At 64.5% G+C, this 18,749-nt stretch carries 20 protein-coding genes and 1 pseudogene; 7 read left to right on the top strand and 14 right to left on the bottom strand.

What is annotated here, in order from left to right; all coding sequences use genetic code 11:
* The first annotated feature begins 20 nt into the window (after positions 1-20).
* From QJT82_RS24575 to QJT82_RS24565, 3 genes are all read left to right on the top strand, one after another.
* On the top strand, positions 21-260 hold the full coding sequence (locus QJT82_RS24575; RefSeq protein ID WP_028340585.1) for a hypothetical protein: 240 nt from the start codon (positions 21-23) through the stop codon (positions 258-260).
* 97 nt (positions 261-357) lie between these two features.
* A complete protein-coding gene (locus QJT82_RS24570; RefSeq protein WP_172646835.1) occupies positions 358-549 on the top strand; it encodes a hypothetical protein in 192 nt (63 codons plus the stop codon).
* Between the two features lie 489 nt (positions 550-1,038).
* Entirely contained in the window at positions 1,039-1,539 is a 501-nt protein-coding gene (locus QJT82_RS24565; RefSeq protein WP_028340584.1) for an N-acetyltransferase, read from the top strand.
* A 24-nt stretch (positions 1,540-1,563) separates the two neighbouring features.
* Here the strand turns inward: QJT82_RS24565 and QJT82_RS24560 are convergent, their stop codons facing one another.
* The 7 genes from QJT82_RS24560 to QJT82_RS24530 form a co-directional block, all read right to left on the bottom strand.
* Positions 1,564-1,980 (bottom strand): pyridoxamine 5'-phosphate oxidase family protein, encoded by a 417-nt coding sequence (locus QJT82_RS24560; protein WP_028340583.1) that lies wholly within the window; start codon positions 1,978-1,980, stop codon positions 1,564-1,566.
* A 3-nt stretch (positions 1,981-1,983) separates the two neighbouring features.
* The gene (uvrB, locus tag QJT82_RS24555) at positions 1,984-4,896 is read right to left on the bottom strand and encodes an excinuclease ABC subunit UvrB (protein ID WP_080686737.1); all 2,913 of its coding nucleotides are present in this window, start codon (positions 4,894-4,896) and stop codon (positions 1,984-1,986) included.
* A gap of 113 nt (positions 4,897-5,009) precedes the next feature.
* Positions 5,010-5,201: a zf-TFIIB domain-containing protein gene (locus QJT82_RS24550; RefSeq protein ID WP_035631543.1), complete on the bottom strand. Its 192-nt coding sequence runs from the start codon at positions 5,199-5,201 to the stop codon at positions 5,010-5,012.
* A gap of 11 nt (positions 5,202-5,212) precedes the next feature.
* Entirely contained in the window at positions 5,213-5,449 is a 237-nt protein-coding gene (locus tag QJT82_RS24545; protein ID WP_035631522.1) for a hypothetical protein, read from the bottom strand.
* 466 nt (positions 5,450-5,915) lie between these two features.
* A complete protein-coding gene (locus tag QJT82_RS24540; protein ID WP_028340579.1) occupies positions 5,916-6,956 on the bottom strand; it encodes an acyltransferase in 1,041 nt (346 codons plus the stop codon).
* Between the two features lie 167 nt (positions 6,957-7,123).
* On the bottom strand, positions 7,124-8,344 hold the full coding sequence (locus tag QJT82_RS24535) for an NAD(P)-binding domain-containing protein (protein WP_028340578.1): 1,221 nt from the start codon (positions 8,342-8,344) through the stop codon (positions 7,124-7,126).
* Positions 8,337-9,239 carry a LysR substrate-binding domain-containing protein gene (locus tag QJT82_RS24530; protein ID WP_028340577.1) on the bottom strand — a complete coding sequence of 301 codons (903 nt, stop codon included), beginning with the start codon at positions 9,237-9,239 and terminating at the stop codon, positions 8,337-8,339. Before QJT82_RS24530 ends, QJT82_RS24535 begins: the two co-directional genes overlap by 8 nt.
* A 109-nt stretch (positions 9,240-9,348) precedes the next feature.
* On the opposite strand from QJT82_RS24530, the gene QJT82_RS24525 reads away from it, so the two are divergent.
* Entirely contained in the window at positions 9,349-9,582 is a 234-nt protein-coding gene (locus tag QJT82_RS24525; RefSeq protein WP_028340576.1) for a hypothetical protein, read from the top strand.
* A gap of 82 nt (positions 9,583-9,664) precedes the next feature.
* Here QJT82_RS24525 and QJT82_RS24520 read toward each other — a convergent pair whose 3' ends face one another.
* Positions 9,665-10,291, bottom strand: coding sequence for an SCO family protein (locus tag QJT82_RS24520; RefSeq protein ID WP_028340575.1), 627 nt, complete (start codon positions 10,289-10,291; stop codon positions 9,665-9,667).
* Positions 10,288-11,403 carry an MBL fold metallo-hydrolase gene (locus QJT82_RS24515; protein WP_028340574.1) on the bottom strand — a complete coding sequence of 372 codons (1,116 nt, stop codon included), beginning with the start codon at positions 11,401-11,403 and terminating at the stop codon, positions 10,288-10,290. Before QJT82_RS24515 ends, QJT82_RS24520 begins: the two co-directional genes overlap by 4 nt.
* Before the next feature lie 226 nt (positions 11,404-11,629).
* Here QJT82_RS24515 and QJT82_RS24510 point away from each other — a divergent pair, with 226 nt between their 5' ends.
* On the top strand, positions 11,630-12,337 hold the full coding sequence (locus QJT82_RS24510) for a glutathione binding-like protein (RefSeq protein ID WP_028340573.1): 708 nt from the start codon (positions 11,630-11,632) through the stop codon (positions 12,335-12,337).
* Between the two features lie 116 nt (positions 12,338-12,453).
* Here the strand turns inward: QJT82_RS24510 and QJT82_RS24505 are convergent, their stop codons facing one another.
* Positions 12,454-13,245, bottom strand: coding sequence for a crotonase/enoyl-CoA hydratase family protein (locus QJT82_RS24505; RefSeq protein ID WP_028340572.1), 792 nt, complete (start codon positions 13,243-13,245; stop codon positions 12,454-12,456).
* A 93-nt stretch (positions 13,246-13,338) separates the two neighbouring features.
* Between QJT82_RS24505 and QJT82_RS24500 the strand changes: the two genes are divergently transcribed.
* Positions 13,339-13,935, top strand: coding sequence for a TetR/AcrR family transcriptional regulator (locus QJT82_RS24500; protein WP_028340571.1), 597 nt, complete (start codon positions 13,339-13,341; stop codon positions 13,933-13,935).
* A 205-nt stretch (positions 13,936-14,140) separates the two neighbouring features.
* Here the strand turns inward: QJT82_RS24500 and QJT82_RS24495 are convergent, their stop codons facing one another.
* Together QJT82_RS24495 and QJT82_RS24490 are read right to left on the bottom strand one after the other, a co-directional pair.
* Positions 14,141-15,823, bottom strand: coding sequence for an arylsulfatase (locus tag QJT82_RS24495; RefSeq protein ID WP_080686736.1), 1,683 nt, complete (start codon positions 15,821-15,823; stop codon positions 14,141-14,143).
* A 29-nt stretch (positions 15,824-15,852) separates the two neighbouring features.
* Positions 15,853-16,074, bottom strand: a pseudogene (locus QJT82_RS24490) (SUMF1/EgtB/PvdO family nonheme iron enzyme); the annotation flags it as partial.
* A gap of 431 nt (positions 16,075-16,505) precedes the next feature.
* On the opposite strand from QJT82_RS24490, the gene QJT82_RS24485 reads away from it, so the two are divergent.
* The gene (locus QJT82_RS24485; RefSeq protein WP_245288708.1) at positions 16,506-17,597 is read left to right on the top strand and encodes a transporter; all 1,092 of its coding nucleotides are present in this window, start codon (positions 16,506-16,508) and stop codon (positions 17,595-17,597) included.
* Positions 17,598-17,753: 156 nt separating this feature from the next.
* On the opposite strand, the gene QJT82_RS24480 is transcribed toward QJT82_RS24485, so the two are convergent.
* Both QJT82_RS24480 and QJT82_RS24475 read right to left on the bottom strand, forming a co-directional pair.
* Entirely contained in the window at positions 17,754-18,428 is a 675-nt protein-coding gene (locus QJT82_RS24480) for an HAD family phosphatase (protein ID WP_028340568.1), read from the bottom strand.
* Positions 18,425-18,640 (bottom strand): cysteine-rich CWC family protein, encoded by a 216-nt coding sequence (locus tag QJT82_RS24475; RefSeq protein ID WP_080686734.1) that lies wholly within the window; start codon positions 18,638-18,640, stop codon positions 18,425-18,427. Before QJT82_RS24475 ends, QJT82_RS24480 begins: the two co-directional genes overlap by 4 nt.
* Positions 18,641-18,749 lie beyond the last annotated feature (109 nt).

Raw genomic sequence — 18,749 nt, 5'->3', positions numbered from 1 at the left:
CATTGCATTGGAGCCGCATCATGAAATCGATTGTTCTCGCGTCCGTCATTGCCGTCAGCGCGCTCGCCGCGGCGTCGCCTGCCGACGCCAAGGGTTGCATCAAGGGCGCGATCGTCGGCGGCGTCGCCGGGCATTATGCCGGCCATCACGGCATGCTCGGCGCCGCCGCCGGTTGCCTCTACGGCCGCCATCACGCCAAGGAGCAGGCACGGCAGCGCCAGCAGCAACAGGCGCAGCCGTCGCAGCAGGAGAAGCTGTAGGATCGGCTGTGAAGCCACATCTCCGGACATGTGAAGTCTCGCTCCGGGAACGCCGTCCGCACCGGCGGCGTTGTCTCCATGCGTAACGGAGACGATGATGACGAAACCAAAGACAAAGACCATCCAGCCCGTTCCGGACGACAACAAGAGCCACAAGGGCCCCGGCAGCACCCCCAGCGTTCCCATCGACACCACCAAGGGCCATCGCGACGACGAGAAGCACAACATCCGCGAGCAGGCCGCGCATGGCAATCTGACCCAGAACACCAGCAACAAGCGATCGGGTTAGGGTCGGGGCGAAGCGGAGCCACATCCCTTGACGTCGTCCTGGCGAAAGCCAGGACCCATTACCCCAAATGCGAATTGTTGCGCGACACTGGGGCCACGATCCTTCCGACAACCAAAGCCGGTGGTAATAGGTCCTGGCTTTCGCCAGGACGACGGTGAGGATGGTTCTCGATTCAAGATGTCAAACAGCGCCGAGTCATCACCCGCGCGTGCGCGCATGCGGGTGATCCAGTATTCCAGAGACGTCCGTGCATGAACCGAGAGGCCGCGGCGCCTTCCGGACGTTGTCCCTGCGAAAGCAGGGACCCATACCCCGCGGCGGATATCGTGAACGGGGCTCATCGCTCCACCGTCTTTCACGATGATCGTCTGTGGTTATGGGTCCCTGCTTTCGCAGGGACGACACCGAATATGTGGCACGGGCCCCGAGCACCCGCGCGGCGAGATGCCGCCACTTGCGCATCCTCTTGGGTAGCCTTTATCTGCGGGCATGCAGATTAGGGACGAACGCCCCGAAGACGCCGCCGCGATCAGCCGCATCACAGCGGCCGCCTTCGCGACAGCGCCGCACAGCAGCGGCACCGAAGCCCGCATCGTCGAGGCGCTGCGCGCAGCCGGCGCGCTGACGCTCTCGCTGGTGGCTGTCTCCGAGGACGGCAGCATCGCCGGGCACGTCGCGTTCTCGCCGGTCCGGATCGATGGCGTAGCGGGACGCTGGCATGGCCTTGGCCCGGTCTCGGTCGCACCCGACCTGCAAGGGCGCGGAATCGGCAAAGCTCTGATATGCGAGGGGCTCATCCGGCTTGCGGAGCAAGGGGCCGATGGCTGCGTCGTGCTCGGCGATCCCGCGTACTACCACCGCTTCGGCTTCCTCGATGATCGCCGGCTGATCTATGGCGGCAAGCCGAGCCGATACTTTCAGCGGTTGGTGTTGAAGGGCAAGGCGCGCAAGGGGGATGTGAGCTACCATCCGGCGTTCGACGTGGCGTGATCGAGGCGAGGCTGATGAAGCTGTCTATGGCAGCGTCATTTCCTCAATCCGCGCCGGCACCGCGCCAAAATCGCTGAACCGCGCCCAGTTCGGCCGTATCCGCACATAGCCGATGTTCGGCCAGGTCTCGCGCTCCAGCCCGTCGGGCCACGCTGCGAAATACACCTGCTTGCAGGCGGTGAGCTCCGCGCCGCTCGGTAAGTCCGCGACTCCCTCGATCTGTGCGGTCTGCTCGGCGTCCCAACCGATCACCAGCGCCGCGCGCGGATCGCCGCGGAGGTTCTGGTATTTGCGCGAGGTGGTCAGCGTGTCGAAGATGATCTCGAGATTGTCGCCGACCGCGATCCCGACGACCGCCGCCTGGGGCGCGCCGTCGTGAACCGTGCTGACCACAGCGAGCCGATGCATCCGCAGGAAGGCGAGAAGCTCGGCGCGCGTCATGATCTACCTCTTCTTCCACCCGCCCCGTTTGCCCGGCGTGCCGCCGCTGCTCCTCGGCGACGGGCCGAATTCCGGCCCGGACTGCCGCGAGTCGGTCGGCTGGATGATGCGGCTCGTGGTGCCGAACGGTTTTGCCGGCAGCGCGCCGCTCGGGCGGAAGGGCAGCGATTCCGGGCCGTGCATCTCGTCGAGATCGGGCTTGTGCACCCGTGAGCCGGACTTGCCGCCGCGGCTCGCCTTGAGCGAGGTCTGCGCCGACTTGTTCTTCAGCGCGCTGACCGGCAAGTTGGCGGCATCGCCGTATTTTCGGGTGCCGGCATAGGCGCCGGCCTGCTTCTGCACGCTGCGCTGCTTGGCGGTGGGATCGTCGACCACGGCCATTTCGGTGGCGCGCAGCCGCTTGACCTCGTCGCGCAGCCGCGCGGCTTCCTCGAAGTTCAGGTCGGCCGCGGCCTCGCGCATCCGCGTTTCGAGGTCGCTCAGGACGGCCTCGAAATTATGCCCGATCGAGATCACGTCATCGGCCATGCCGCCGTCGCCGATCTCGACCAGCACGTGGTCGCGCTCGTAGACGGAGTTGAGGATGTCGCCGATCGACTTCTTCACGCTCTCCGGCGTGATGCCGTTGGCCTCGTTGTACTCGACCTGCTTCTCGCGGCGCCGCGTGGTCTCGGCCATCGCGCGCTCCATCGAGCCGGTCATGCTGTCGGCATAGAGGATCACCTTGCCGTCGACGTTGCGCGCGGCGCGGCCGATGGTCTGGATCAGCGAAGTCTCGCTGCGCAGAAAGCCTTCCTTGTCGGCGTCCAGGATCGCGACCAGCGCGCATTCGGGAATGTCGAGGCCCTCGCGCAACAGGTTGATGCCGACCAGCGCGTCGAACGCGCCGAGGCGGAGATCCCGGATGATCTCGATGCGCTCGATCGTGTCGATATCCGAGTGCATGTAGCGGACGCGGATGCCCTGCTCGTGCAGATATTCGGTGAGGTCCTCCGCCATGCGCTTGGTGAGCACCGTGATCAGCGAGCGATAGCCGGCCGCCGCGGTGGCGCGCACCTCGCCGACGAGATCGTCGACCTGGTAGCGGGCAGGGCGGATGTCGACCGGCGGGTCGATCAGCCCGGTCGGACGGATCACCTGCTCGACGAACACGCCGCCGCTTTCGTTCAGCTCCCAGCCGCTCGGCGTCGCCGACACCGCGACCGTCTGCGGCCGCATCATGTCCCACTCCTCGAAGCGGAGCGGCCGGTTGTCCATGCAGGAGGGCAGACGGAAGCCGTATTCGGCGAGCGTTGCCTTGCGGCGGAAGTCGCCGCGGAACATGGCGCCGATCTGCGGCACGGTGACGTGGCTCTCGTCGGCGAAGATCAGCGCGTTGTCCGGCACATATTCGAACAGCGTCGGCGGCGGCTCGCCGGGGCGGCGCCCGGTGAGATAGCGCGAATAGTTCTCGATGCCGGCGCAGCTTCCGGTCGCCTCCATCATCTCGAGGTCGAAGGTGGTGCGCTGCTCGAGCCGTTGCGCCTCCAGGAGGCGGCCCTGGTCGTTGAGCTGGTCGAGGCGCTGCTTCAGCTCGGATTTGATCGACTTGATCGCCTGCACCAGCGTCGGGCGCGGCGTCACATAGTGCGAGTTGGCGTACATCTTGATGAATTCGAGCTCGTCCTGCTTGTGGCCGGTGAGCGGATCGAACTCCTCGATGGTCTCGATGGTGTCGCCGAACAGGTTCACGCGCCAGGCGCGGTCCTCATAGTGCGCCGGGAAGATGTCGATGACGTCGCCGCGGACGCGGAAGGTGCCGCGGGTGAATTCGGCCTGGGTGCGCTTGTATTGCAGCGCGACCAGGTCGGCGATCAATTGCCGCTGGTCGATGCGCTCGCCCTTCTTCAGCGCGAAGGTCATCGCGGTGTAGGTCTCGACCGAGCCGATACCATAGATGCAGGACACGGAAGCGACGATGATGACGTCGTCGCGCTCGAGCAGCGCGCGCGTCGCCGAGTGGCGCATGCGGTCGATCTGCTCGTTGATCGAGGAATCCTTCTCAATATAGGTGTCGGTGCGCGGGACGTAGGCTTCCGGCTGGTAGTAGTCGTAATAGCTGACGAAATACTCGACCGCGTTGTCGGGGAAGAAGTTCTTGAACTCGCCATAGAGCTGAGCGGCCAGCGTCTTGTTCGGCGCCAGGATCAGCGCCGGGCGCTGCGTCGCCTCGATCACCTTGGCCATGGTGTAGGTCTTGCCCGAGCCGGTGACGCCGAGCAGCACCTGGGTGCGGTCGTTGCGGTCGATGCCCTCGACCAGCTCGGCGATCGCGGTCGGCTGGTCGCCCTTCGGCTGGTAGTCGGACTTGATCTCGAAGCGCACGCCGCCTTCGGATTTCTCCGGGCGCGGCGGCCGGTGCGGGGTCCACACCCGCATCGAGCCGTCGTCCTTGCGGAATTCCGGGCGGCCGTCGCGGATCAGGTTCTCCAGTGCGTCGGCGGTTGCCTTGACGCCGAGCGCCTCCATCTTGCTGCGCGGCGGCCGCGCCAGGGCCTCCTCGTCGTCCTCGGCGGTGGGCAGGCCGAGCTGTCGCGCCAGTTCCGGATCGAGGGTCGGGACGGTGGCCGAGGTGCCGTAATTGGCCTGCGGGGCCTCGCCGAGGCCCGAAGTATCGCGCTTCGCGACGTCCTCGTTGGTCTCGCGCGTCGACGCCCGCGCGCGATGCGCGGCGGCCTCGCCGCCGGCGCGGCGGTCCCAGGAATTGTCCGGCGGCGGCTGCAGGCCGGTACCCGAACCCATGCCGGCATCGCCGCGGTTGATCGCCGGATTGAGCAATTCGGCAAGCGCGGGCCCGATCGGGAGGACCTCGGGCCGGTGTGCTTTGGATTTGGGGGTTTTGCCGGGCTTTTTCGGGGTGTTCGGTGTCTTCGCCATGCCCCCGAATATGGGACGAGTCCGGCAGCGAGAAAAGGGCAAACGGCGGCCGGACTTGCGTCTCGGCAAGGCTGCTGACAGCAGGGTGTCAGCAGGCGGCGCGGTCGCGGACTTTACGCCCGCGGCAGGTCGACGATGTCGAGATGGATCCCGCCGCAGCCGTCGCAGCGCATGGTCCAGTATTCGGCGGCGCGGCCGGGGATCACGCGCAGCAGCGAGAGCGGAGCGGCGCATTCCGGGCAGCTGGTGCGGACCTGCGCTGGCCAGACCGGATCCGGCTCGCATTGCGGGACGGCGGCGACCACGACGTTACCGGTCACGCCGATGCTTCGGCCGCCGGCATTGTCATGCCATAGCGTTGCGGGAACCGGTCGATAGCCCGTTTCGCGTCGGCGATCGCCGCATCCGGATCGGACCACGCAAAGCCGATGTCGAGCATCGGAAACAGCATGCCATCGATGACGACCGGCCTTTGATCGACCCGTTGAACCCTGGCGTGCCATTGCCCCTTCCCCACTTCGAACGACTTGATCTCAAAACCGCTGTAAATCATGTGCGACCTCGAAATGCCCTTCTCATAGGAAGCACGAGCGCGCTGCGCTAAATGTGAAGCAGTTCACAACTCGCCCGGTTTATTTCCGCGCAGCAAAGGAACCGGGAGGCTTGAGCGCGTGGAGATGGTCGAATAGCGGCTGCGACGGCGATGCGCTCCCTCTCCCGCTTGCGAGGGGAGGGTTGGGGTGGGGGCTCTCTCCACGAGTCACAGTGTGGAGAGAGCCCCCACCCGTATCGCATCTTCGATGCGATACGACCTCCCCCGCAAGCAAGCGGGAGAGGTGCAGCGACGTACAACGAGCACACCGCTCATCCTGCGAAGCATGAACCGAGCGGGACCAATCTGTTCGACGCCCAACAGGCGACTGCCATGTTGCGCCACATGATCGAGGGAATGCCGCCAGCCGGCAATCTTTAGCGTTTGTGCCTGCGGCGTCGCCATGCCCGGCGGCGCGGCCATCCTGCTAAGCCCGCGACGCTTCGGCGTTCGCGGGCTTTTTTGTGTCGCACCGACAGCAGGCCGGCCGCGCGACCGGCCGAACCCGCGCAAACCGGCGTTTCGCGTAGTCGATGAGCGGGGATTCGATCGCGCGCCAGCTGATCTCTGCAAGGACGCAGACGATCGGAAGCGCGATGAGACCCGACCAAGCCCCAAAGTCGAGGGACAGGAAGACGTTCAGCACGATCAGGTGGAAGAGGTAGAGCGCATAGCAGCGGCGCCCAGGCCAGACGAACGGCTTGAGCAACACCGTCTTCTGCACCTTGGTCCCGGCCCAAACGATGACGCCGCAGGCGAACGCGGATGTCCCGAGGAAGGAGAATGGACCGAACGCGGCTGCATAGGCCAGATCGCAAAGCATCGGCACGCAGGCGAGCATTACCCACACGAGAGTGGAGCGGCAGTAGCCGCGCACAAAGCTCGCCAGCAGAACCCCGCCGAACAGCTCGTCGAGCCGGCAGGGCAGCAAGAACTCCCAGGAGAGGTCGGGCAGGTGCGCGTGGAACAGCCAGCGACAGACCGGGGCGATCAGCACGCCGCACCAGAGGACGCGGACCAGCCATTCCCGCGGCAGCGACCAGATCAGGAGCGGCAGGATCAGGTAAAACTGCTCCTCGATCGCGAGTGTCCAGCTGACGAATGTCGGCTCGGTCATGGGATAACCGAACTGCAACCACGGCACGGCCTGCAGGAAGAACAGGTAATAGCCCCAGTGATCGGGCGTCGCGATCAACAGCAGCAGCCAGTACAGCGGCAGGATCCGGAACGCGCGCCGGCTATAGAACGACGAGAAGTAACCGGGCTGTTCGCGGCTATCGAGCAGGATGCCGCCGATCAAAAAGCCGCTGACGACGAAGAACAGGTCGACGCCCAGCATGCCGTACTTGAATTCGAAGTAGTGGCGGGCAATGACCGCCGAGATCGCGAGGCCCCTTAGCGCATCGAGCGATTCGGAGCGTGGCCCGGCAGAATCCTCCTCCGGGCGCGGACCAGCAATTGGACCCATGCTCAACCTGATATCAATTTCAATATGCGGCCACCCGTTGAGGTAGTTTGCAACCCTTACAGTCGTCAGGTTTCTTTGACAACTGAAGCGAGCAACGACCTTTCGTCTAAGGTTACCGGCCGTGGCAGCCTCGGGCTGCTCGATATTGCCCGGTCTTCCGCCTCCCGCTAGCCGCGGCCGGCGATGTGGTCGGCGAGCACCGCGGCATCGTCGCCGACGCCTGACAGGAACGAGGATTTCATCTTCGACAGCCATTGCAGGCCGAGGAAATAGAGGCCGGGCACGTCGGAGACGCCATGGCGGTGTCGCGGCGCGCCGTCGGCATCCAGCACCGGTATGTCGATCCAGTTCAGATCGAGACCGTAGCCGGTGGCCCAGATCACGCTCCTGATCCGCGCGGCTCGCAGGTCGATCGCATTGAGCGGCGCGGTGAGGCACGACGGATCGGGTAAACGGAGGCTCGCCAACGGATCATCGGGATGATCGAGGCCGCGCGCGGCGACGAAGTCGTCGACGATCCCGAGGAACGTCGCGTAATAGGCGTCGCCATTGGCGATGTTGGCGGCGAGATCGGGCGCGATCTCGAGCACGCTGTTGCGCGCCGCCGTCACGCGGCCGAGCAGGGTCACGCCGCCGGCGGCGAAGCGGCGGAAATCGACGGTGTGGCCGCCATGGGCGCCGGAGATCACCGGCAGCAGCCGCGACGGACCGCGCTGCTCGACCGGCGTCCGGTCGATGCCCATCTCGGCCAGCCACCAGATCAGGTCGCGGCCGCGATAGCGGCGCGGCAGGCGGTTGTGACGCCCGACCGAGAGGAAGACATCGCGGCCGGCGTGCATCAGCTCTTCGGCGATCTGCGCGCCCGACGCGCCGGCACCGACCACCAGCACGGCGCCGTCAGGCAGTTGCGCGGGATTCCTGTAGCCGGCGGCATCGACCTGAAACAGGCCGGGGTGATCGCGCAGCAGGTCGGGCCGCAGCGGCCGTTGATAGGGGCCGGTGGCGACGATGACGTTGCGGGCGGCGATGCTGCCGCCGGCAAATTCGGCGAGGAAGCCGCCGGCATCGCGGCGCAGTTTGGTGACCGCGACGCCGCAGCGGATCGGCGGCGCGACGAACGCGGCGTAGTCCTCGATGAAGGCGATGATGGCAGCGGTGTCCGAGAAGCCGTCCGGATCGCTGTGCGGAAACGCAAATTCCGGCAGCCGCACCGACCAGTTCGGAAACTGGAACATCAATCCGTCCCAGCGTTCGCTGCGCCAGCGCTCGGCGATGCGACCTCGCTCCAGCACCAGATGTGCGATGCCGCGCTGCTTCAGCCGGTGGCTCATGGTGAGCCCAGCCTGGCTGCCGCCGATCACCAGCGTATCGACGGTCTCGTCAGGCACTGCGGGTTCCCTTGCGGCGGTCGGCGGGCTCCGCCGCGGCGCGGATGATCCAGCGCCGGAACGCGGCGAAATCGCGCTGCTCGGCGTGGAAGCCGCGATAGACCAGATACCAGCGCATGCCCTTGGGCACGCTGAGCGCAAACGGCGCCACCAGCCGGCCGGCGGCGAGATCGTCGTCGATATAGGGCCGGATGCCCATCGCGATGCCGAGCCCGTCGCTCGCTGCCTGCAGCGCCTGGCCGTAGAACTGGAATTCCGGCCCGCGCGCGGTCAGGCGCGGCACGCCCGCCGCCTTCAGCCAGGACGGCCAGTCGTCGGGCGAATGGGCGACGCGGATCAGGCTCGGGCCCTTGAGGTCGGCGGGGCGCTTCAGGGTATTGGCGAGCCGCGCCGTGCACACCGGCATCAAATCGGCGGCGAACAGCGGCTCGGCGACGAGGCCCGGCCACGGGCCGTCGCCGAGCTGGATGCCGCAGCTCCAGTCGTCGGCGAACGGCACCGCCATGCCGCCGGTCGTGATCCGCACCTCGATGTCGGGCTCCGCTTTGCGGAACTCGGCAAGGTGCGGGATCATCCATTTCAGCGCAAAGGTCGGTCCGACGCCGACGGTCAGCACCCGCGCGCTCGCGGACGCCGTGACCTGCGCGGTGAGGCTCGCCAGCGCGTCGAAGATCGGCGTCAGCCCGCCTTGGTAGGCGCGGCCGGCCGGCGTGGTGACGAGGCGGTTGGCCTTGCGCTCGAACAGCGCGACGCCGAGCCGCTCCTCCAAAAGGTGCACCATCCGGCTGATCGCGGCGGCCGAGACGTTGAGCTCGCTGCCCGCCGCCGCGAAGCTGCCGGTCCGCGCCGCCGCTTCGAACGCCTTGATGCCGTTGAGAAAGAGCAGCCGCCGCATGAACCCTCAGGAAAACTGATGCATGGGCAAGATAACTCAGTTTGCCGGAAGAGGCCAAGCGGCGCAGAAATACCGGAGACAATGAATCCCTGCTGACGGCGAGGATCACATGACAGAGACCACCGATGCCCTCGTGCTCGATCTTGTCGAGTGGGTCGCGCGCGAGCCGCGGCACTATGCCGAGGTGCTCGAGGTCTGGCGCAGCTCATGCCCGCGGCTGACGATCTGGGAGGACGCCGTCGACCGCGGCTATGTCGCGCGCCGACCCTCGGTCGAAGGCATGCGGGTGACGGTGACGGAAAGCGGCGCGAGCTTTTTGCGCGCGCATGGGCGGATACAGTGAACCTGAGCGCGGTGATCATCGCACCTCTCCCACAAGGGGAAAGGTGGACCGATCGAGCGGTTAGAATTGCCAATCTCTACCGTCACTGTTCGAGTCTCGGCCGGATGATCTCGACCATCCGGTCGGCTGACGTCCCCGGCGGGAAGAAGCCGAGATAATTGCCCTCGCGGTCCATCAGATAGATGTAGGCGGTGTGATCGACGGTGTAGTCGCCGGCATCCTTCAGCGGCACCCGCGCGAAATAGACCTTGTAGGCATCGGCGACCTTGCGGATCGCATCAAGCTTGCCGGTCAGCCCGATCAGCCGCGGATGGAACATCGGCACGTATTCTGCCAGATGTGCTGCGGTGTCGCGCTCGGGATCGACCGTGATGAAGATCGGCTGCACCTGATCCCCGTCACGGCCTAGCTTGTCGAGCACAAGCCCGATCGCCTGCAGATCGGTTGGGCAGACGTCGGGGCAGGTGGTGAAGCCGAAATAGATCAGCATCAGCCTGCCTCGGAACTCCTTGTCGGTGCGTTGATGGCCGGCCTGATCGGTCAGCGCGAACGGCCCGCCGACCGGCTCCCTGTTCCACATCAGGATATCCATGATCTCGGCGGCCGAGCGCGCCGATTGCGGCGGCGCATCGCCCGCCAGCACGGGTGCCAGCGTCAACCAGAGGCCGGCGCCGGCGCACGCGAATCCGCGCAGGATCGGCGCGATCATATGCCGAAGGAGAGGCGGCTGCCCGTCGTCGTGACCAGCACCTTGTCGCCCATCTGCGCGGTCGCCTCGTGCACGAAGTTGAGCCCGGAGCAATGCATCGGGATCAGCACGTCGGGGTCGAGCTTCTTGATCTCGGCGACGACCTCGGTGAGGTAGTCCTTCGGCGCGGGCCCGAGATGGAAGCCGCCGACGATCGCGTGCACCTTCTGGATGCCCGAGACCTCCTGCGCCTGCTTCACCGAATTGACGATGCCGACATGGCCGCAGGACGAGATCACGACGAGGCCGAAGTCCCGCACGTTGAAGCAGGTGGCGTGCTCGTGGATGTGCTCGTCGGGCACGATCTTGCCCTCCATCTCGGCCGGCAGATAGTGGCTGGCGTTGCAGCCGAGCCCGTCCTTGATGCCGAACTCGACCCAGGTCTGCGGCAGCACACGCTCGATGCTGCGGCGGGTGATCTTGCCGGTGGTGAAGGCATGGCCCGCGATCACGGTCGGGGTCTCGCACAGCACGGTGGTGACGCGCTGCGCCGCGAGCTGGCGGCGGTCGAGCGTGCCGAAATCGTTGAACTGGCCCTTGGTCGGCGTTGCGCTGACGCGGTGGCAGAAATTGTCCTCGCCGCCGGCATAGAGCTTCACGTCGGCCGGCAGCTTATCGCGGAATTTGTCGAGGAAGCCGTTGAGGCCGCCAAAATGATCGTAATGCCCGTGGCTCACGATCAGCGCGTCGAGCTTCGACGGATCGACGCCGACCAGCGCCATGTTGTTGAGCAGCACCTCCGGCGTGTAGCCGTAGTCGAGCATCAGCGTGCGCTGCGTGCCCTTGACCTCCGACTCCAGCCACAGCGACAGGCCCCATTCATTGTGCAGCGACTTCTGGTAGTCGGCGGAGCGCGGCGGCGACGCGATGGTGACGCCGCCGGCTTGCTTCGGCTTGAAGAACAAATCGAAGCTGGAATCGACCAGCACGCGGATCGAGAGCTTGTCGACGGTCGGCACCTCGATCGGCGCTGCGCTGGCGATCTCGACGCAGGAGAAGGCGCCCGCGGCCGCAGCGCCGGCGATCGCCGCCGAGCCTTTCAGGAAATCACGTCGTGCCAAATCCCGCGTCATCATAATCCCCCGTGTTCTGAAAATTTTTCAATACCAAACACGTTGAGCTTAGGAGCAATCGGGATGCGGCTCAATCTGGCAGTTGCGCTGGCCGCAGATCACATTCGCGCGCGGTGCAATGCGCCCACCATTGACTTGGGTGCGGTTATGCGCCCAACTTCATGCATTCGCATCTTTCTCGCCGATGCACGACATCGGCAGTCCCTGGCAATGCAGGATCACGCCCATGATCGATCTCCACTACTGGTCCACGCCGAACGGTCACAAGATAACGATGTTTCTTGAGGAGACCGGATTGGAGTACAGGATTTTCCCGGTGAACATCGGCAAAGGCGATCAGTTCAAGCCGGACTTCCTGCAGATCGCGCCGAACAACCGCATCCCCGCAATTCTCGATCACGCGCCGAAGGGCGGCGGCAAGCCGCTACAGCTGTTCGAGTCCGGCGCGATCCTGCTTTATCTCGCCGAGAAGACCGGACAATTCCTGCCGGCCGATATTCATGGCCGCTATGACGTGATCCAGTGGACGTTCTGGCAGATGGGCGGGCTTGGGCCGATGGCCGGGCAGAACCATCACTTCCGCAACTACGCCGTCGAGAAGCTGCCTTACGCGATCGACCGCTACGTCAACGAGACCAACCGGCTCTACGGCGTGCTCAACAAGCGGCTGGCCGACCGCGAATTCATCGCCGGCGACTACTCGATCGCCGACATGGCGAGCTACCCCTGGGTCGTGCCCTACAAAAACCAGGGCCAGGAGATCGACGATTTCCCGCATCTGAAGCGCTGGCTGGAGACGATCGGCAGGCGCCCGGCGACCGAGCGCGCCTATGCCAAGGCGAAGGAGGTCAATCCGAATTTCGGCCAGCCCGCGATCCGCACCGAGGAAGAGCGCAAGCTCTTGTTCGGACAGACCGCGGCGGTGGTGCGGTAGGGCTATCCACCGTCATTGCGAGGAGCGAAGCGACGAAGCAATCCATCTTTCCGCGTATGCGGATCGATGGATTGCTTCGCTTCGCTCGCAATGACGGATGTCGCACTAGCGGGTTTTCAAGCCCCGACATATTTCGCCGGCCGCCGTTCCTTCCACGCCGCAAGCCCCTCGGCGAGATCGCGGCTCGGCACCAGCGCGGCGAACTGCTCGCTCTCGACCAAAAGGCCCTCGGCAATCGGCATGTTGAGCCCGCGCGTCACAGCGGTGATGGTGCCGGCGACGGCGCCGGGCGAATGCCTGGTGATGCGGCCGGCGAGCTCGCGCGCGGCCGTCAGCAATTGATCGTGCGGCACGATCTGACTGACCAGCCCGATCTCGCGCGCATGCTCGGGCGGGAACGGATCGCCTGCGAGGAGCAGCTCCAGGGCGCGCTTGCGTCCGGCCAGCCGCGGCAGCCGCTGCGTGCCGCCGAAGGTCGGGGGCATGCCGAGCTTGATCTCGGGTTTTGCAAATAGCGCGCGGTCGCTGGCGATCGCAAGATGTACTGCTTCAGTGATCTCGCAGCCGCCGCCGAAGGCGAGCCCGTTGACCGCGGCGATCACGGGCTTCTTGAACGCCTCGAGCCGCGCGGTCATGGCTTGTCCCCGTCGGACGAAGTCGCGCACCGCAACGGCGGCTCCCCGTTTGACGCTGTCAGAGAATTCCTTGATGTCGGCGCCGGCCGAGAAGGCGCGCTCGCCGGCGCCGGTCAGGATCACCGCGCGCACGTCAGCGTCGCCCTCGATGCGGTCGAGTGCCGCCATCAGCTGATCGATCAGCGCGTAGTTCAGTGCGTTGAGCTGCTCGGGACGGTTCAGCGTGATCAGGGCGATCCCGTCGGTGATCTCGAGCAGGATGGGTTCGGGCATGGTGCGCTCTCCGGCATGGCTGTTTCGTGTCAGCGCCGAATGTAGAGCCAGCCGGAATTTGTGTATATTCACTGGTTAGTATACATACGCGCCATGCCCAGACCCTCCGAGCCCACCCGCGAGCGCATCGTCCAGGCGGCGAGCGCGCTGTTCTACAATGAAGGCATCCGCCGCGTCAGCGTCGACGAGGTTGCGGCCAAGGCCGGCCTCACCAAGCGCACGCTGTATTATCACTTCAAGAGCAAGGACGACCTCGTCGCCGCCTATCTCGCTGCGCGCGATCAGCCCAATCTCGCGCTGTTCCGCAAATGGTTCGCGGAGGCCGAGGGCGGCCTGGCGGTGAAGGTCGAGGCGATCTTCAAGAACCTTGCGCGCTCGGCGCGGCATCCGAAGTGGAAAGGCTGCGGCTTCCTGCGCACCTCCGCCGAGCTCGCCAACATGCCCGGGCATCCCGCGATCCGGATCGGCGCCGCGCACAAGAAGAAGTTCGAGGACTGGCTGCGCACAGCCTTCGCGGAGCAGGGGATCGCCGATCCGCTCAAGCTGGCGCGGCAGATCCTGCTGTTGCTGGACGGATCATTCGCCGTGGTGCTGCTGCACCGTGACGCGAGCTATATGGAGACCGCCGGCGAAGCCGCGCGCACGTTGATCGAGACGGCGCTGGCGAAGTCGGCGCGCAAACGGGGTTAGAGCGTGTACACATAGAGGCCCGTCCGTTACGCTCTGAAAAGGCGACATTGATCCGGACTGAAGTACCCCGGCCTTGGGCCAGACCCGTTCGCTATTGGCCCGCTCCACTCCCGGAAGCGGACTTCGGTGAACCGATCTGCAATATCGAAAGGCCGGAGGAGACGGCGTTGGGCGGCATGGACGCCGCCCAACGCGATTATGAATCTCACTTTGCCATTGCCGTCCTGGCGGCCTCGATTTTCGCCTTCACGGAATCGAGGTTGAAGCTCGCGCCCTTCTGCATCGGCGGAAACTCGACCGCGGTCATGGCCAGCTTCTCGACCTCCTGCTGAACGAACACGAAGCGCCAGAACTCATATTTGAACCAGTCGAAGTATTGTTGCGCGCCGTATTTGGTCCCGCTATCAGGCCAGCCCGTTCGCTCGAACGGATCCAGGCGAAGGTTGGTCAGGTAGGGCACGTCAACCTTGCTTTTTTCGCCCAGCCAGCCCCCCGGCTGGTCGATGAAACGATACTTGTAGTCGTCGATGCGCACAGCCCCGAGCTCGCTCTCACCGAAGTACCAGATTTCGTGCCGGTTCGACGGCCCCTTGCCGGTAATCATGTCCATCTGATTATAACCGTCCAGATGGCACTTGTAGGTACGGTCCCCGATGTGCTTCCCCTTCTTCAGTTCCTCGACAATGTTCGGGTTGCCGGCAGCAGCCAGCAAGGTCGGGAACCAGTCCAGCCCGGAGATGATGCCGTTCTCGACCTTGCCGGCCGGCACTTTGCCCGGCCAGCGGATCATCGCGGGCGCGCGGAAGCCGCCTTCCATGACAGTACCTTTGCTCTGCGCGAAAGGCGTCTGTCCGCCATCCGGCCAAGTGAAGACCTCGGTGCCGTTATCGGTGGTGAAGATGACGATGGTGTTGTCATCCACGCGCATGTCCTTAAGCTTTTGCATGACGACGCCGACATCGTCGTCAAGCTGTGCCATGCCGGCTTCATGAATCGACCAACCGTTCTTGGAGTTGCGCATCGCCTGATACTTGGGCGACAAGTGCGTGACGATGTGCATGCGAGTTGGATTGAGCCACAAGAAGAACGGCTTGTTGTCGGCTTTGGCCTTTTCAATGAAACTCAACGCAAAGTCTCGAATTTCATCGTCCACAGTTTCCATCCGCTTGGGATAGAGCGTTCCGGCGTCCTCAATTCTTTGCTTGCCGACCTTGCCCCAGCGCGGATCCACGGTGGCATCGTCCACATTGGTTGCCCACGAATGGATCATGTTGCGCGGACCGACTGTGTTTAGCAGCTCCTGCGGATAAGCGGGGTGGGCCGGGTCTTCCATCGCGTCGAGATGATACAAATAGCCGAAGAACTCGTCGAAGCCGTGCACTGTCGGCAGAAACTCGTTCTTGTCGCCAAGGTGGTTCTTGCCGAATTGGCCGGTGGCATAGCCCATGCCTTTGAGCGCGGTGGCAATGGTCACGGCCTCCGCCGGCAAGCCTGTGGGGGCGCCGGCCTGACCGACCGTTGTCATGCCGGTGCGGATCGGCAGCTCGCCGGTGATGAAGTTGGCGCGGCCTGCGGTGCAACTCGCTTCGGCGTAATAATCAGTAAACAGCATGCCTTCTGCGGCGATCTTGTCGAGGTTCGGCGTCCGGCCGGCCATCATGCCACGATGGTAAGCACCGATATTCCAGATGCCGATATCGTCCCCCATGATGACGACGATATTGGGCCGCTGTCCGGCCGGCGCGGGCACCGGGGTCGGCGTTGGTTGCTGCGCCTGCGCGGAGCTTGTCGCACCGACAGCAGAGAGTGCCGAAACGGCGACGAGCGAACTGCCGCTCAACAAGAGATCGCGGCGTTTCAATCCTGCACTGATCGGCTCTGTACCCATCTCAGGCTTTTCTGGAATCGTGTCGTTACTCATGACGTGATCCTCTTCCTGGTGATGCACCTGAAGCCGACATGGCTTGCTGAGGTGTCGATCGGCATGACGCGTGGCCGGACGATAGCGGCGGCAATGGCTAGGGGCGCAAAGATGCGAGCCGCCTTAGGCACCTTGCGTGGAATCCTGAGGTTCGGCTGACGAGAGTCGTAGCTTCCGCCCTCGGACCCGCCGCGATGATCTTGCGGCATGCAGCATGAGCTACTCGCAGTGAACGAGTTTCAAAGTTACGAGCGTCGCCGGAGCAAGAACCTCTCGGCAGCTTTCCAGCTCGCCGGTTGCTTCGGGAGGATTTAACGCTTTGGTCAGTCAAAAGACGATCGAGTATCTGAAGTGCGAGACCGACGGCGCAGCATCTGCGAACGAGACAAGACAAGATGCTTCCAGCACCGCATCGTTCTCATGTTGATCTAGATCAATCGAGCCAGGTCGCCTCTTCCTTGTCGAGAGCCCCTGACGACTATGCAAAAAGTGCCAAGGCTGTGGCGTCATGAACACAGCCTTTCAATAAAGGGCCGGCTGAACGCAAATATGCCGATTTCGCATGGACCAACGGCGGCGTCGGCTTATTCTTTCCGGGCTTCTACCCCGCCGGAGCGACGGTGGGATCGCGAGAGTCGGGGGATCGGCGATGGGGTACCTTGGACCGGGTTTGGGACGCAGATTTTTTTCGCAGTGGCATTTGAGAGTTGGGGCGCTTGCCGCTCTGCTGGTGCTGTCCACCCAAGCGGCTCGCGCCGACGAAAATGGCATCAGCTTTTGGTTACCCGGATTTTTTGGCAGCCTCGCGGCTGTTCCTCAGCAGGCGCCGGGCTGGTCGGTGACCTCGGTTTATTATCACACCTCTGTTTCCGCCGGCGGCGACGTGGCGCGGTCGCGCGAAATCACGCTTGGTCGCTTTCCCGCGAATCTGACGGCCACCGTGAACGCGAACGTCAATGCGAATGTGAATCTTGGCCTTGTAGCCGGGACTTATACTTTTGCAACACCCGTGCTGGGCGGTCAGGCCTCTGCCAGCCTGCTGGCGACCTACGGCTCCAACTCCACGTCGCTGGCGGGATCGCTCGTTGGGACATTGGCGGGACCGGGCGGCGCCACGTTCCCCTTCTCCCGGTTTGACAGCATCGACAGCTCGCTCATTGCATTCGGCGACCTGATCCCGCAGTTCGCGCTACGCTGGAATGCAGGTGTCAACAATTACATGACGTACGTTACCGCCGACCTCCCGGCCGGCGCCTACCAGTCGGGCCGCCTTGCGAATCTGGGGCTTGGGCACTGGGCAATCGACGCGGGCGGCGGCTACACCTATTTCGATCCAAAGACCGGGCATGAATTTTCGACGGTGCTGGGATTCACCTACAACTTTGTCAACCCCTCCACGCAATATCAAAGCGGCGTCGACATGCACCTCGACTGGGGTGCGTCGCAATTCCTGACCAAGCAGTGGCAGGTCGGTCTCGTCGGTTACCTCTATCAGCAACTCGGCTGCGATGGCGGCTCGGGCGATCGTGTCGGCTGCTTCCGGTCGCGCGTGGCGGGCGTCGGCCCGCAGGTCGGCTACATTTTCCCGGTCGGAGACATGCAGGGATATCTGAACCTGAAGGGCTACGGCGAATTCGCCAATGAAAATCGGCCAGCAGGCTGGAACGTCTGGCTGACGTTCAATCTTCAGCCCGCGGCGCCAACGCCGCCGACATCCACGCGGCCCAGAATCACGAAATAGCAGCGCGCATGATGCTGCCACCGGCGCCGTGCTGAAGGATCAATCTGGCGCGGCGGTAGCAACTCAATCAGCCAATGGACACTCCGCGAGCGTGCCGACAACATGTCCGGGCATATGCGGGACGATGGATTGCTTCGCTGACGCTCGCAATGACGATCAGAGCGCGCCGCGTTCGCGCAACAACGCCAGCACCGCGTTGAGGTCCGGCAGTACGGCTGCGCATTTCGCACGAATCGCTTCGGTCGGCGGCGCCATATCCGGCACCATCAGCGTGATCGCGCCGGCGGCGTGGGCGGCGGCGACGCCGTGGTTGGAATCTTCCACGGCGATGCAGGACGCCGGCGTCACGCCGAGCCGCGCGGCTGCCCTGAGATAGAGCTCCGGATCCGGCTTGCCCTGCGCGACATCGTCAAGCGTCAGCAACGTGTCGAAGCGGTCGCGGATGCCAGCGAGCCCGAGATGGCGCTCGGCGGTGCGGCGGGACGACGAAGTCACGATCGCCATCGGGCAATCGGCGGCGGCGAGCCCGTCAAGCAGCGCCAGCGCGCCGCGCTTCAGCGGCAAGGGGGCTTCGAACATCCGATCGCGGTTGATGATGAAGGCGCGGTTGACCTCGGCGAGCGGAAACGCCGCGCCGTAATGATCGCGCAGCATCGCTTCGCAGGCCGGGCCGGGAAGCCCGACCATGGAGTGGCACAGCGCGACGACGTCGTCGGTGTAGCCGCATGCATTCAGCGCCGCGACCAGGCTGTCGAAATAGACCTTCTCGGTGTCGAGCAGTGTGCCGTCCATGTCGAGCAGGACGGCGTCGACGGTCCAGCGTGCGTTCACGTGGCGCTCACCGCTGCTTGCTGTTCCGCGAGCTTGCGCAAGCATGCGGGGCACAGGCAGTCGCCGCCGTCGCTCGGCATCGGCAGGCGAAAACGCTCATCGGAGCACCAGCATGCGCCCGTGAGCGAACAGGAAAATTCGCTGCCGCATGCCGTGCAGGCAAGCCGGCGCGGAGATCCTGGTTGGGAACGATCGTTTGACGAGAGGTCCATTCTAACCGCGATTTAATGCGCGAATTAATCTCGGGTTCATCCCGGACCGCGCTATGATGCCGTGCGACAGATATAGCCGGGATAGGCGGCCAAGGAAATCGTCAAGGAA

Source organism: Bradyrhizobium sp. Mp19 (assembly GCF_029952935.1).
Lineage (GTDB): Bacteria > Pseudomonadota > Alphaproteobacteria > Rhizobiales > Xanthobacteraceae > Bradyrhizobium > Bradyrhizobium elkanii.
Note: the sequence above shows the minus strand (reverse complement) of the source record. Positions and strands in the feature narration are given on the sequence as shown.